A 14,701-nucleotide genomic window follows, 5' to 3' on the forward strand; every position below is an offset into this window, starting at 1 on the left:
CTTCCCAAGCCGCCCAAAGCGTACCGGAACATGGACTTCATCGACAGCCCGGAAGCCCGGCCGGTGCGAATCCTGGCGGAATTCTTGGAACCTCAAGTCCGTTTTAGGAAGTATCACGTGACCGACACGATCGTTTTCTTCGGTTCGGCTCGCGTGGTGCCGTCGGATAAGGCGAAGGGGGATTTGGAGCGCGCAAAGGGAGAGTCGGGGGAGAGCCGGGTTCACGGGGAACGCTTTAAACATGCCGAGCGCATGGTTCAGATGGCCCGTTACTACGACGAGGCCGTCGAGCTGGCCCGCATGATGACGATTTGGTCGAAGGGACTCGGCAAAGGGCAGCGGCGTTTCATTATCTGTTCCGGCGGAGGCCCGGGAATCATGGAGGCGGCCAATCGCGGCGCCATCGAGGGAAAAGGGCTGTCGATCGGGTTTAATATTTCGATTCCGTTCGAGCAGATGCCGAATCCCTATATTTCCCCGGAACTCAACTTCGAGTTTCACTACTTTTTCATCCGCAAATATTGGTTCGCTTATATGGCCAAGGCGCTGGTCATTTTCCCGGGAGGGTTCGGGACCCTGGACGAATTGGCCGAAGTGCTTACGCTGATTCAGACCGGAAAGATTCGAAAGAAGATCCCGATCGTGATCTACGGCTCCGAGTATTGGAACAAGGTCATCAACTTCCATAAAATGGTGGAGTGGGGAACCCTGAGCCCGGAGGATTTGGACCTGTTCCGCATATGCGACACCCCCCAACAAGCTTTCGATTACTTGACCCAGGAATTGAAAAGACTTTACGTCAACAAAGGAGAGCAAGAATGACACGGCGGTTAGCATCGATCTTGCTGGCGGTGACTTTGTGGACCGGCGTTTCGTATGCAGAGGAGGGGGGGACGAACGCGGAATATTTGTGGACGAAGGAAACCACCGTCGAAACCTTTTTCGAAGCTCAAATGGGCTTCGGGCTGCTGGATGATCCGGGCTTTACCGGGGGACGGGGGACGCCGATCACGGACTTTTTCGGCGCCGCATATGCCTTTCTGCCGAATTTCGGCATGTCGATCGGGCTTCCTTTGGCCGGATCGCTCTCGTCCGGGGCCGACGATTATGGAATCGGCAATATCGTTTTGGGAGGCAAGGTTGTCATTCCGATGGAACGGCTCCGCTTTGCGTTGGGAATGGACATCGCGCTACCCACCGCGCAATCGAGCGCAGCCATTGGAATTTTTACCCGGCCTTACTCCTACTTCGTGGACGATCAATTCGCAATTTCTCCGTATGCCGCGGTGAGTTTTACTCGAGACCGGCTGACGCTGTCGGTGGACGCGGGGACCGATTTCCAGATTTATTCGACGGCGCCTGCGGGGGCGGGTGATTTCGAAGACGTGATCTTTTACGACGCCGCCGTGGCGATGGCTGTGTACGAGAATATTTGGACCACTGTGGAATTCGGGGGCTATTCGCGGGTGACGTACGACAACTTTCGCAACCAGTTTTTCGCCGGCCCCGGGATTCGATATCAGGACCACGAGCTTTCGCTCGGCTCCCACATCGCCGCTCCATTTCGATCCCCGGATAAGGACACGATCGACTTCCAGGTCATTTTTGATTTTCGCTTGCTATTCTAAGTTAACGCCGCCCCGCGTGACGACCCCAGAGGCTTCTGTTATATAGCGCGCCCATATGGCGAACTTTGAGTACCTCGAACTCCGCCCCGATTACCATCAGGCGATGGTCGCCTGGAGGGAGAAAAACTTCCCGGAATTTGCGTTATTGGAGAAGAACTGGTCGAAGCATTTCGGAAACCAGGTTCAGTTTCGTCTGGCCGCCAAAGTGGCGAAGCTCAAGAACGATGATATTGAGTTAGGCGAACTGCGGGGCCGGCCCAAATATGTAAATGCGGGAGAAATGGTCGGCAACATGTTCTATTCCGCCCGCGATATCATTCGCGCGCAATGTTCGACCGAGTTGGGGTCGATTCAACAGCACCGGTTGACGCTGGATGCGGCCATCTCGGACGAAGCCAAGTACGCCGTCCTGAGAATCATGGCGGAGGAACTTCGCCACGCGTACCAAATGTTTTGGGTGTTGGACCACGACGCCTCGTGGAACAAGCGCGGGCACAGCAATTCCGCGAAGGAAACGATGGAGGAGCTGCTGTTGATGGAGACCGGGAGCCACGTCCTCGATGCCTTTAACATTGAATTCAAAACGTTCTTGGACAACTCCGTATTCGCCACGATCATCGATTTGGTCGGAAAATATCAGCTCGAAATGCAGCGGATTTTCAGCTATGCGCCGATGGCGCAGAGCATGGTACCGATGCTGGTGGAAGAGAACTTCCACATGGCCTCGGGCCGAAACGTCGTTAAAGAATTCGCGTTAAAGGCGGCGGCGGGGACGGGGGAGCATTCCCTCGAAGATCTCCAGAAAACGCTTAATCAGTGGTTCGCCCGGGGTTTGGAAATGTTTGGAAGCGAAATCGGCGGCTATACGGCGGTTCATTTTGGATTCAAAGACAAGCCGAATGCGCAGGCCCAAGCGGAATACATCGACGAAGTGAAAGGGATCTTCGAAGACATTAACGTCGCTGTCGTGTGCCTGAAGCTCGATTCCACCGATCGCGAGGAGGCGCGCCGAATCGTCCGTGAAGTGGCGGCCCATGGTAATGCTCTTCAAGGCATTCGCCCCGAGGACATTTTGCACGTACCGAGCCCAAAATTTTTCCGCCGCCGCGGTTTGGAGGAATACACGTTCAGACCGTACGACGTTTTAGGAGAGCTTCTGACGGAGCGTGGGGCACCGATCAAAGCGGATCAATATCTAGAATATCTTCGAAAGGTTCTTCCGGCCACGTACCAAAAGACAAGAGACTTTAAGAATTTCGAAGCCGGGTATCGCGAGCGAGAAACGAGCGGCGGCCGACTTCAAGGGTTTTTTGTCTGAGCGTTCGCTCGCGATCTCAATTTCCAGAGAGTGTAACTTGGGATACGCCTTCCGCGGAACCCAGGTTGCACCTGCCGAAGAACGGCTGGATCCAAATTAAGATAAGTTCCTGAAATTATTAATATAGCGTTCTTATCAAGCAAGGCACGATACTTGCTCCACTACGCCCAGAGAGTGTTGTTATGAGAAGTGAAAACTTGATCGAAAGACAATTGAAAACTCTTCCCGCCCGGGTTTGGGCGTCATTACTCGGAATCGCCATTTTGATTTCGTACTCGGCGCATTTCAGCCTGATCGACAAGAAACCAATAGACTCGAACGCGAGGAGCATCGTCCGGGCCGAGCTGGCCAAAGCGGCGAACGCAGGAATCGATACTCCCGGTGTGAATTCGCTGGCGTCGCTTCGATTCCAGAGCGAAACCGCGGATCCGTCTTTGAATGCAGCGTACAACGTCGACCCGCATGTACGGTCCATTCTCCAATTGATTTTGCATCCGCGCGAAACACTCGCGACCAGCCGCAAATAATTACGATTTTGGGAGTATGATCCGGGGATTCGTATCGTCGTCCGGATAGGGTTCCGTGTGAATGATGACATCGCGAATGCCGTCGATGTGCGATTTGATTCGCATTTCCGCATTGTGGACGATGGCGTGGGCGGCGGCCGTGGTGGTCTCGGGCTCGATCTGAACGTGTAAATCCACGAAGATATTTCCGTGTCGTCCGCGAGTTCGGACTCGATGGCAGCTCAAAATCCCGGGGACATCCAAGACCAGCCGTTCGATCTCCCGCGGATCGACGAACGCTGCGTCCGAAAGATCGAGAACATTGTCGCTGACGACCTTGTAGGCGATATATGCAAAATAAATGGCGATTCCCAACGAAACCACAGGGTCGACCCATGCCCAGTCGAATCTGACGGCGATCAGCGTGACGACGACGGAGAGAGAAACCCAAAAATCACTGGCCGTGTGATACGCGTCCGCCGTCAATATGCTACTGCGGTATTCTCTTCCTTTTTTCCGTTCGTATTTCGACAGGCCCAAATTGACGGCCATGGTTACGAGCATGATCCCGAGGCCGGACGGGTGAAACTCGGGGTGCTCCAAATCGGTGAGTCGATGAATTGCGTTCTTCAGAATCTCCCAGCTGGTTAGGGCAATGAAACCGCCGATTCCCAACGCCGCGAGCGTCTCGTATTTGTGATGTCCGTAGTGATGGTCGTTGTCCGAAGGACGGACGGCGAAATGGACGGAAACGAGGCCCATGATGCTGGAGCCGGCATCCGTCAGCGAATGGGCCCCATCGGCGATCATCGACAACGTTCCGGTCATCAAGCCGTACGTGGCTTTAGCGGCGGAAACGACGATGTTCATAAAGAGAGCGATCCAGAGGATTCGCTTTACCTCTCGACCGTGATCGATCATACCGATGGGGCGGAAGGAGACGGCAGAGTCGAACGGGACGCAACCGCATCTTTTTCAGCGGAAGTTTCGTCATCTACGGCGGCCAAACGAGCGAAAGCCTCCTTCAATTTCCACTGTTGTTGGGAGTCCAGTTGATTCACGTTCGATTCAATTCTTGCCCAAGTCGCCGGGTCGGTTTTTCGCTTCCACATGGCCGTGAATCGACCCCAGTCGTTCATTCGCGCGCACAAAATAAGCTGGTTCGCGTTTACGCGCGTGTACCGCGTCTCCGGCGAGTTATCGAGGTGAAGGCCCAGTTCACCGTTTTGGTATGCGATCAGCTCCATGCGACGCCCAATTTGTCAGAACAAAACCTTCGCCGCAACAAAGACTTGATCGTCGTTCGAAACGAGGCCGAAGAGGGAATCGGCGTCCCCGCCCCAGACGTTTCCTCCCAGAGCCAGCTCCCAGGTGGCGGTTGGGCGGTAGATCAACCGAGGTCGGATCAGGTAGGCCGCCTGATTGAGAACGGTCGTTCCCTTCAGTTCAATCGTCCAAGTACGGGCGTCGAAATTAAGAACGGCGGCGGGCGAAAGCATGTACTGGCTCCGATCGCGGAGAAAAAAGTCGGGCGATGAATCCCCTAGAACGCGGTCCTGAGAAAATTCCAACGTGAATAGCTGCCTGAGCTCCCAATCGTAGTCGACGCCGGCGGACCAAATGAGGGATGAGTCGCGCAGTCGGTTGAGCTGGGAGTCATAGTAGGTGGCTTCGTGCTGGTACAAGGCCTCCCCCTTTAGAGTGAATCCATTGTCGAGAACGGCGCGAACCGTTGCGCCGACCAAATGATCCCGAGGAAACGTGGAAATCACGCTTGAGCTCGAAGGCGATGCCGTGGAGGCTGGAATGAGGCCGGAAAGCCCGCCCGGGAAATCGGTGGAAGGGAGAGTCTCGCGCTTGTTCAAATATAGGACGCCGACATCGATCTTGTTGCAACTCCAGCCGATCCGGAGACCGCCTTCTCCTGTCAGAGGATTATCGTCGGGATATTGAAGATTGAGAGCGTTATTCTGCACGTCTTCCTCCGATCCGTCGTCGATTTGGGCGCCGGCGTCGACAAAAGGGATTCCGAACAGTCCGGCAAGAGAAGGGCGATAGATCGCGGCGTCCCATCCAAACAAAAAGAAACGCGAGGAGCGAAAAAACGGTTGGTAGATTCCTTCGAACGTGACCGAACCGCTGTTTACGATCGATCGAAATAGGAGCACCGGAAGATAGGTGTCTTCGACTTCGGGGTCGATCAGCAGCCGGAGGTCCCGGGGATTGATGGCGTCCGTGGGACTCACGTATTCCATCACTCCCCATCGAACGACACGTTGCCCCGCTTCGATCGAGAAAGTGTGAGATGCCCAACGAACGTAAGCTTCGTAGAGATCGGCGTCGTACGATTGCTTGGTGTCGTTCGGATCCGCCAGCTGGTGACGGAGCAGGAACGATATCGTACCGCTCCACTCCTCTGCCGAGGCACGCCCCTCGGCAAACAACCGAAGCTCTTGCTGGTAGAGATGTTCAACATCGTCGTCCTTTTCCGTGTCGGCGGCGAATATGCCTCGGGCGTTGCCTCGGACGGAAGCGTCCATGGAATAAGCGCTAGGTAGGAAAGCGAAGAGAGTGAAAACGAGGATCGGTTTCACTGACCGAGCGCGGACGTTTGGAAAAGGTTTTCGTCCAACGGAACGTCGTATTCCACTCGGCTGGCTTCGTAGAGCGTTTTTCGATTCGATGTGGTGTTTTTCATTTCCATCCGGATCTGCGTCCAGATTCCTTGAATCTGCTCCGCTTTTTCGGATTGCAGCGTCTTTATCTTCCGTCCGTCGCGGGCGTAAAGATCCATGAGATGGAGGAGGAAAGTTTCTTTGTCGATCCAGGCAACGGTTTTTCCATACTGCGATCGCACCCCTTTTTTCGTTGTCGAAATAATTTTGTAACACAGGCGGTCGTTGATCGTCTCCTCGCGTTCGAGGTCATGGTCAGCGTCGTCGAGTTTCCGCCGTTCCATGTCCTCATAACTGAAGTCGGTGTCGGCGAACTCCTGACTCTTTAAACTTCCGCGGATTCTGCGGACCCTTCGGAGCGCGGGCGTGTAAAGATGTTGATCCGTTCCGCCGTTGGGGCGATCCAAAATCAGTAGGGCCATGCCCTTCACGTCGGGCGGCGCGAGAAATTCGATCCGGACGCGATCGAGCCCCGACAGCACTTTTCGGCGGTACGACATTTCCCGCGTTCGGACCTCCTTTTCGTTTTCAACGACCTGAATCGTAATTTCGCTTCGAACGGAGCGGTTGCCGTCCAGGTGCAACGATTTGTAGAGGATATCCTTGGCCGAAAGGTCGGCCGGCGAAGCAGGCCAAGGGAAGAGAAGCATTGCAGAAAGGAAGAAAAGTCGTCCCGGATTCCTATTCATATTCAATCGCTCTTACGAGGTTCAATCGGGCCGCTTGGCGGGCGGGATAATAAGCCGCGAACATCGAAAGCACGAGTCCAATCGACGCTACAACGGAAATGCGGAGCCAAGGGATCGAGAGGGTTAGGTACCAGCCGGTCGATTGCGGGAGAATCACCGAAAAGATGACTTCCGTCAGGCCCACACCGAGCAGAAAGCCGAGGAACATGCCTCCCAAAGTCAGGTACGCTCCTTCGGCGATCACCATGCGGCCGATCTGCCGGCGCGTCGCACCGATCGCCCGCAAAACTCCGAGTTCCCGAGTTCGTTCGAGGATCGACGCCAGAAGCGTATTGACGATTCCGAGCAAAGAAACCAAGACGGCGATGATTTCCAGTACACGGATCACTTTGTACGTTTCGTCAATGATCCGAAAGATCTCCGTTTTCATTTCTTGGTTCGTCAGTGCAAAGAGCGTCAGTTCGGCGGAATATTTGTTCAGGATGCGCTGACGGACCGATTCAATCTTGGATTTATCCCGGACATACACATCGAAGGAATCCACCAACCGGTCGTCGAAGTGGGCGATGAATTGGTTGCGGCTGATCGCCACGAGGCCCCGGTCGGAGGTATAATCCTCAATCGCGCCGATGATTTCAAAAGATACGATTCCCCGAGGCGTTTGTATCGGGACGGTATCGCCCAGTTTCTTGTGGAAGCGGCGCAAAAAATTGTCGGCCACGACAGCGACGAGGTCCTTGTTCATTCGGGCCAAAGCCTCCGCCTTGGTTCCCAGAATGAAATCCCGCTGGACGTGCGTCAAATAGACTTCGGGGATGTTCGCAATGAGCGGCACATCGGTATCCCCGACTCGCACGTCGATCGTTCGTACACGGTCAACGGCTTCGACCTCCGGCCATTGCAAAAGGTCGTCGGCGAGAGTTTCTCGGATCGGCGTGTTCTGGCGATAGGCCAACTTCGTCCCGGACGTCACGAAAATATCGGCTGGAATCGACTGCGCCACCCAGCGCTGAACGGTGTGCTTCAGGCTGCCAATATAATTGGCGATCTCTACCACCATTCCGAATCCGATCATGATGGCGGCGATCGTGACGGCGGATCTGGAAACTTGCCGCTGGATCTGGTCGAACGCGAGGCGCTCTGCCGGGCCTGAAAGTCGATGGACCACAGGGCGCAAGAGTCTCCCAACGGAAACCAAGAGCGTTGGAGCCAAGAATGCAAAGGCGAAGATCATCGCCAGCTGGGCTCCGTAACCCCAGTAGAGGCTCTGTCTGTCGGGCGCGATCCAGCGAAGAACGAGCGCGAGAGCGGCCAGTCCGTACGAGATTCGTGCGTTGATCGTGAAAAACGTCGGCCGGAAGTGACGTGCCCGGCTTTCCACTCGAATTCCTTCCACCGGTGTGACGGAAGCAGCGCGGCGAGCGGGTCCCAGCGCTGCGATCACCGCCGAAGCGACGCCCGCGAGGAAGCCAAGACCCAAAATCGCCGGCGTCACGTACACCTCGTCGGGATTTACTTTAAGAAAATGCATCGAGACGGCGCCACTCACGGTGGCGAGAAGCCCGCGCGCCAACCACAAACCGACCCCCACACCGATCGCGGAACCGAGGATCCCCAACGTCAGCGATTCGCCGATGAAGAGAAAAATCATGTCCCGCCGCCGGGCGCCGAGAGCGCGGGCGATTCCGATCTCCTTTTGGCGTTGAGCCACGGCGATCTGCATCGTGTTGTATATGAGAAAGAGGCCGACCAATAACGCGACAAAACCTCCCACGCTCAAGCCGACCTGAAAAGAAGTGAGGAGTTTCGTCGCGTTCTCTCCTCGCGCGCGGGGTAGGTCGACGGTAAAGTCGTTCCCCAGCGCCTGTCGAATTTCCGTTTTGACCGATTGAATATTCGGTTTTTCCTCGACGATCAGATCGAAGCGGTCAAATTTGCCATCGCGTCCCCAAAAAGCTTGCGAGGCGTAAATATCCATGACGGCCAAGCTCCCGCCGAATGCCTTGGCCGGGCCTTCTTCCCGTAACAGGCCGCGCACCCGAAGGGATCTCCGGGCGTCGGCCGCAAGGACTGAAAGTGTGTCTCCTTCCTTCACGTAGTATCGCTTGGAGAGCCGCTCCGAAATGAGAATGGCGTCCGGATCGTTCAGAAAGGCGAGGGGATCGTCGACGCGGGCTCCCTCCTTCGAGAAGGTGTAGTCACGAAACTTCTCATCCCCCGTGAAATCGATTCCCATCAAGAGAATCGTCTCGTTTCCCAATTGCGGGATCCGAAGAGTCTGCTGGAGAATGGGCGTTACGTATTGAACATGGGGGAGCTTTTCCAAACGTTCCCATAATTCTTCCGGGACTCCGGCGGCACCGGCGGTGACTTCCAAATTGGCTCTGCCGGAAATGGAGTCGACCATTTTTCGAAAGCTCTCCAGAATAGAATAGTTCACGGCTTGTATCGCGATGACGACCGCCACGCCGAGCGCCACGCCGCTGACGGTCAACAACGTTCGAGGGAAATGTTTTCGGGCGTGCCGGAAACTGAGATATCGGATTAGAACCGGGCTCATAAATGGATTCGTCGCGAGACCGAGCGAAAAGCCCGTGATCGAGGCCGCAGAGTCAAAATGCCCGGAAGCGTACTTAATAGGTACGTTGAGGACATTTTGACCCGAGAACAAAGAGCACGGGCTTTGCAGCCGGTCGCTGCAGAATACATATATGAGTCCGGTTCTAGGCCCATGCGGTCGCCGTGGAGTTGGATCGATCCGTAAAGATATTTCCGTCGCGGAGTTCCAGGAATCGCCGGCCGAATAGAGCGGCTTCGCGGTCGTGCGTGACCATGACGATCGTCTTTTTTTGCTCTCGATTGAGCGTCTGAAGGAGCGTGAGAATTTCTTTGCCCTTTTGCGAGTCCAGGTTCCCGGTCGGTTCGTCGGCCAATAAGATCGGCGGATCGTGGATGAGAGCGCGCGCGATAGCCACGCGTTGCATTTCTCCGCCGGAGAGTTGATCCGGAGTATGCGCGGTCCGTCTTTCCAGGCCCATCCGGGCAAGCAGCTCATGTCCACGCAAACGCGCCTTTTGGGTGGATGTCCCGTCCAACAGGGCGGGGAAGATCACGTTTTCTAATGCCGTGAGCGTTGGAAGAAGATGAAAAAACTGAAAGACAAAGCCGATTTTGTGCCGGCGCAAAAGGGTTCGCTGGTCGTCGTTGAGTGCGGAGAGGGACGCGCCCGCAATCTCGATTTCGCCCGAAGTCGCCTCGTCGAGCGTGCCCATCAGGTGGAGAAGCGTCGATTTTCCGGAGCCGGACGGCCCAGCGACGACGACGAATTCGCCCTCACGGACATGCAGGGAAACATTTTGCAGTGCGCGAACAGGTTCTGCGCCTCCTTCGTAGACCTTCGAGACGTTATTGAAACGAATCATGGCGAAAGCTCCGTCGAAAATCGGTTAAAGAGATTCACCGATCTGATGGATTTTAAGAATGTTTGTGGCTCCCGACGTCAGCCGCGTGCCGGCCACGACGACGACGCGATCGTTGAGGCGCAGCCCGGTGTGCCGGAGCAAAATGCGATCTCCACGGTGGATCATGTCATCGACCGATTTCCCTTGCGGACTGATGAACGGCTGGACGCCCCAAATAAGGCTTAATAGGCGATACGTGCGGGGCTGTGGAGTCAACGCCAAGATCCGCAATCTTGGACGGAGTTTGGATAGACGAATCGCCGTCGATCCCGTGTGTGTATACGTGACGATCGCCCGATGGCGGGTGGGATTACAGGCTCGTACGGCCGCCTGTAGGACCGTTTCCGCATCGGAACGGGCATCGCGGGCCTCCGGCGCCATCCATTGAAAATCGGGGCGCGATTCCGCCTCTTCGATAATTCGGGCCATCGTTTTGACGGTTTCGACCGGATACCGGCCGGTCGCGGTTTCTCCGGAGAGCATGACGGCATCCGTGCCGTCCCAGATTGCGTTGGCGACATCGGAGGCTTCGGCCCGCGTCGGGCGAGGCGTGTTGATCATTGATTCCAGCATCTGAGTTGCCGTGATGACCGGTGCGGACATTTGCGCGGCTAAATGAATTAATTGCTTCTGCGCCACCGGCACCTCGGCGGTGGGAACTTCAACTCCCAAATCCCCACGCGCGATCATCATTCCGTCGGCGCGCCGCAGAATCGCGTCGATGTTGTCGAGCGCTTCGCGATTTTCGATTTTGGCGATCACGGAAATCTGGTCGGCTCGTTTGGCGCCTTGACGGTGCATCCAGCGCCGAGCCATTTCGATGTCGGAGGGGCGCCGCACAAAGGAGAGGCCGAGAAAATCGACGCGCATCCTCACGGCGAACGCAATCAACTCTTTGTCCCGGGGGCTTAATGCCGGCGTTCGAAGCCTCCGACCCGGAAGGTTGATCCCTTTGTGTTCCTTGAGTTCGCCTCCTACGATCACTTGGCAAGCCACGTCGCGGTCGCGCACACGCAAAACTTTTAACTCGAGTAGACCATCGGCCAAAAGAACGCGGTCGCCTTTGCTGACCAGTCGGGGGAATCCCGGGAATTTGACCGCCACCATGCCGACCGTTCCTTGGATCGGACGGGTCGTCAATGTGCAGGCGGTTCCACGGCGCAAATAGACCGGTCCTCCGCCCACCAATTCCCCGGTTCTCATTTTGGGGCCGGGCAAATCCGCCAGAACGCCGATCGACTTTCCAAGTTTTTGTGAAAGGGCTCGAACGGTTTGAATGGAGCGCGTATGTTCGTTCAACGTCCCGTGGGAAAAATTGAGCCGAACCACGTCCGCGCCCGCTTTTATCAGGCGCTCGATCATTTTCGGCGAGGATGTGGCCGGACCGAGCGTAGCGACGATTTTCGTGCGTCTTGAGTTCATACCCGGGCCCATTAAGCTACCGGTTTGGCTGGGGAGAGGCAAAGATGAGGAGAGATGTCGCGCGAGCGGCTGAGCGGCTTTGGCAATCGGCGATCGGTGCCGGAGCCATGCAACGCCTTTTTATCGGTGTTGGAGATTCCGTCGCTCGAGATGAACTCTGCAAGTGCCTGAACGAATTGGGAGCCGATGTCATTGCGGGAGAACTTTCCGCGATGCAGTTGTTTCCCGGTCCTTATCTTCGGCATCAAGGAGCGCATTTCAACACTAAACTGTTCTTGCTGAATGGTTTGGATTCACTGTTTGAATCTCTCGGCGATGAACTTTTCCGCCGCCTTCAGTTCCAACAAGGGACGTTTCGGCGGGCGGCCACGTGGACGCTTCTTTGGATCGAGCGTTTCGACGTGGCGGCGCAGTTTCGGCGGATCGCGCCGGAGTTGTGGCGAAGTGCGGATCGTTCGGTCTTATTTTCTTCGCCGGATGCTTTGAGTGACATGAAGTTTGAGCCTGGAACGGCTCGGTCGAACGTTACGAGTCCTCTGGGGGAGGTTCCTATCCCTGCCGCAATCGCTGCGATGCCGCTTTCGGCCGTGATGAATGAGGAGAAGGATAATTCGATTCGTGTGTGGGGAGACTTTTTGCGACTGTCTCCGAACGATTTCTTTCTTACGTATATGGAACTTGTTCACGAGCGCCGTGGTATTCCGGTGGAGTTACGTGCAGCCGTGGAAAATCTCGCACAACAACTTGAAATGAAGATCCAGATGAGCGGACCCACAACGGTGAAACTCGGTTTGGCCGAACCGCCAAGAGGTTTTCGTGACCTGCAGAATCTTTTTCGTGAAATGAAGAACCGTGGCGAATGGGTGGGGTTCGGGGAGGTCGCGCTGAGACTGGCCGACCAGACTCTCGGGGCGGACGGCGCTACGGAGGCTATTCGTTGTCTCGACGATTTGTTGGAAGGGGAGAGGGGGTGGCTACAGCTTTCGGCAAATTTGTTAGCCGATCGTCCCCTTCGTATGAGAGCGATGCTTTATCGAGCAGCCGGTGAAACCACACGAGCGGCTTCGGACATCGACCGATGCGAAGAAAATGCGATTCGGTCGGGTCTCGACGCGTTCTTGGCCAAAGCGTTTGAGGCACGGGCGCAACATGTCGGAGAACTGGGTGACGAGGCGCAGGCAAGAAAATGGCGCAATAGAGCTCAAACCCTGAGTCGACAATAGTTGTTTCTAATTCGTTCCCGAAGCCGCTTGCGTTCCATGCATTTTGCGACGCATGTACAGGGCGATGATGGCGTCGGTGAGTCTGGGTGAAATTCTCTGAAGCGTGAGCATGATTTTGCCGTTCATCGTCAGCGTAACCTCACGTTTGTTCCGTTCCACAGCGCGGAAAATCGCTCGCCCGACTTTCTCCGGCGACATCCCCATCTGATTGGGGACCGGCGGGCCGGAACCCTCCACGCGGACGGCGTTGGTTTGGAAATCGGTCGTCGTCAAACCTGGGCAGACGTGAGAAACGCCGATGCCGTGCGATCGGACTTCCAGGCGTAGACTTTCATCGAATGCCCGCATCGCAAACTTGGTCATGCAGTACGCCGACATAAACGGGATCGACCGCCCTGAAATGATCGTCGAGACGTTAACGATATGACCCCGATTCTGTTTTTTCATCTGCGGGAGGACGGCCTGCGTACACCAGATCGTGCCGTAAAGGTTCGTCCGAAAGATCTGATCCAGCTTTTCGGTCGAGAGGTCTTCGACCGGCGAGTAATAGCCGAAACCGGCGTTATTGATCAAAATATCGATCCGGCTAAAACGTGCGAGTGTCCTTTTCGCGAGTTCCTGGCAGCTTTTCTCGACCGCCACGTCGCAAGCGACGACCATAGGCTCTCCACCCGCTTCCCGGACACGATCCGCCACCTCTTTCATCTTCGCCTCGTCTCGAGACGCGACGACGACTTTGGCCCCTCGTTTTGCGAACTCGATGGCAGCGGCTCGGCCGATGCCGCGCGAGGCTCCCGTAATGATGACGACGCTGTTTCGATCGATCCGCATAGCCGGCAATGTAGCAGAAAGTGGTCGCGTCGCTGAAACTTACCGCTTGATCTATGGGCTCACGAGGTTAGCATCGCCGATTTCAACCTTTTGACAGCCGGTTTGGGCGCGGTTAGAGATAGCCTCGGACAGGAGAAGCATGGTTAATAATTTCAAGGACTTGGACGGAAAATGGGCGTTGATCTTGGGGGCCTCGAGCGGATTCGGCGGAGCGACTTCGCTCGCCCTCGCGCGAGCGGGGATGCACATTTGCGGTGTGCATCTCGACCGAAAGGCGACGATGGAAAATGTGGACCGCGTGGTCAACGGAATCCAGGAAGCCGGTCGGGAAGCGCTTTTTTTCAACGTCAACGCGTCGGACGAAGCCAAGCGGAAAGAAGTTTTGGACGCCCTGGCGCCGAAGCTCGGAAAGAACGGGCAGGTATCGGTGCTTCTTCACTCGCTCGCGTTCGGTACGCTGAAACCGTTCATCGGACCCGAAGGCGAAATGATCAACAAGACTCAAATGGAGATGACGCTCGATGTGATGGCGCACTCGTTGGTTTACTGGGTGCAGGATTTGCTGATGCGAAATCTTATGGGGAAGGGGAGCCGGATTTACGCGATGACGAGCGCCGGGGGAGAGCGGGTGTGGCCGACGTACGGAGCCGTTTCCGCCGCAAAGGCGGCTCTCGAGTCGCACATTCGGCAGCTCGCGCTTGAATTGGCTCCGAAAGGGATCACCGCCAACGCCGTTCGGGCGGGCGTCACCGATACGCCGGCACTCCGAAAGATTCCGGGAAATGAAAAGATGATTGAAATCGCAACCGCCAAGAACCCGGGAAAACGTTTGACCACGCCCGAGGATGTGGCTCAAGCGATCGTCGCCTTTTCTTTGCCGCTCACGGATTGGCTGAATGGGAATGTTCTCGGCGTCGACGGCGGCGAAAATATCGTGGACTAAACGAT

14 protein-coding genes are annotated in these 14,701 nt (G+C 56.0%); 6 read left to right on the forward strand and 8 right to left on the reverse strand.

Going from position 1 to position 14,701, the window contains the following annotated elements:
- The 4 genes from VI895_01690 to VI895_01705 all read left to right on the forward strand — a co-directional run.
- Window positions 1–822: LOG family protein (locus VI895_01690; GenBank protein ID HLG18512.1), on the forward strand; the 822-nt coding region annotated here is incomplete at its 5' end.
- The gene (locus VI895_01695; GenBank protein ID HLG18513.1) at window positions 819–1,628 is read left to right on the forward strand and encodes a transporter; all 810 of its coding nucleotides are present in this window, start codon (window positions 819–821) and stop codon (window positions 1,626–1,628) included. The genes VI895_01690 and VI895_01695, both read left to right, overlap by 4 nt.
- Before the next feature lie 55 nt (window positions 1,629–1,683).
- Complete coding sequence (locus tag VI895_01700) at window positions 1,684–2,946, forward strand: Phenylacetic acid catabolic protein (GenBank protein HLG18514.1); 1,263 nt, start codon at window positions 1,684–1,686, stop codon at window positions 2,944–2,946.
- Window positions 2,947–3,128: 182 nt separating this feature from the next.
- Entirely contained in the window at window positions 3,129–3,473 is a 345-nt protein-coding gene (locus tag VI895_01705) for a hypothetical protein (protein HLG18515.1), read from the forward strand.
- On the opposite strand, the gene VI895_01710 is transcribed toward VI895_01705, so the two are convergent.
- The 7 genes from VI895_01710 to pyk all read right to left on the reverse strand — a co-directional run bounded on the left by VI895_01710 (window position 3,474) and on the right by pyk (window position 11,699).
- On the reverse strand, window positions 3,474–4,373 hold the full coding sequence (locus VI895_01710; GenBank protein ID HLG18516.1) for a cation diffusion facilitator family transporter: 900 nt from the start codon (window positions 4,371–4,373) through the stop codon (window positions 3,474–3,476).
- The gene (locus VI895_01715) at window positions 4,370–4,699 is read right to left on the reverse strand and encodes a hypothetical protein (GenBank protein ID HLG18517.1); all 330 of its coding nucleotides are present in this window, start codon (window positions 4,697–4,699) and stop codon (window positions 4,370–4,372) included. The genes VI895_01710 and VI895_01715 overlap by 4 nt, the downstream gene beginning before the upstream one ends.
- Before the next feature lie 15 nt (window positions 4,700–4,714).
- Window positions 4,715–5,992 carry a DUF1302 family protein gene (locus VI895_01720; protein HLG18518.1) on the reverse strand — a complete coding sequence of 426 codons (1,278 nt, stop codon included), beginning with the start codon at window positions 5,990–5,992 and terminating at the stop codon, window positions 4,715–4,717.
- A gap of 50 nt (window positions 5,993–6,042) precedes the next feature.
- Window positions 6,043–6,816, reverse strand: a complete 774-nt coding sequence (locus VI895_01725) for an outer membrane lipoprotein-sorting protein (protein ID HLG18519.1) — start codon at window positions 6,814–6,816, stop codon at window positions 6,043–6,045.
- Window positions 6,809–9,376: an FtsX-like permease family protein gene (locus VI895_01730; GenBank protein HLG18520.1), complete on the reverse strand. Its 2,568-nt coding sequence runs from the start codon at window positions 9,374–9,376 to the stop codon at window positions 6,809–6,811. Before VI895_01730 ends, VI895_01725 begins: the two co-directional genes overlap by 8 nt.
- A gap of 163 nt (window positions 9,377–9,539) precedes the next feature.
- Entirely contained in the window at window positions 9,540–10,238 is a 699-nt protein-coding gene (locus VI895_01735) for an ABC transporter ATP-binding protein (protein HLG18521.1), read from the reverse strand.
- Between the two features lie 24 nt (window positions 10,239–10,262).
- Window positions 10,263–11,699 (reverse strand): pyruvate kinase, encoded by a 1,437-nt coding sequence (gene pyk, locus VI895_01740; GenBank protein HLG18522.1) that lies wholly within the window; start codon window positions 11,697–11,699, stop codon window positions 10,263–10,265.
- Between the two features lie 44 nt (window positions 11,700–11,743).
- On the opposite strand from pyk, the gene VI895_01745 reads away from it, so the two are divergent.
- Window positions 11,744–12,922, forward strand: coding sequence for a hypothetical protein (locus VI895_01745; protein ID HLG18523.1), 1,179 nt, complete (start codon window positions 11,744–11,746; stop codon window positions 12,920–12,922).
- Window positions 12,923–12,928: 6 nt separating this feature from the next.
- Here the strand turns inward: VI895_01745 and VI895_01750 are convergent, their stop codons facing one another.
- Entirely contained in the window at window positions 12,929–13,753 is an 825-nt protein-coding gene (locus VI895_01750) for an SDR family oxidoreductase (protein ID HLG18524.1), read from the reverse strand.
- A gap of 139 nt (window positions 13,754–13,892) precedes the next feature.
- On the opposite strand from VI895_01750, the gene VI895_01755 reads away from it, so the two are divergent.
- Complete coding sequence (locus VI895_01755; protein ID HLG18525.1) at window positions 13,893–14,696, forward strand: SDR family oxidoreductase; 804 nt, start codon at window positions 13,893–13,895, stop codon at window positions 14,694–14,696.
- Window positions 14,697–14,701: the final 5 nt, after the last annotated feature.

The organism is Bdellovibrionota bacterium (assembly GCA_035292885.1).
Classification (GTDB): Bacteria; Bdellovibrionota_G; JALEGL01; order JALEGL01; family DATDPG01; genus DATDPG01.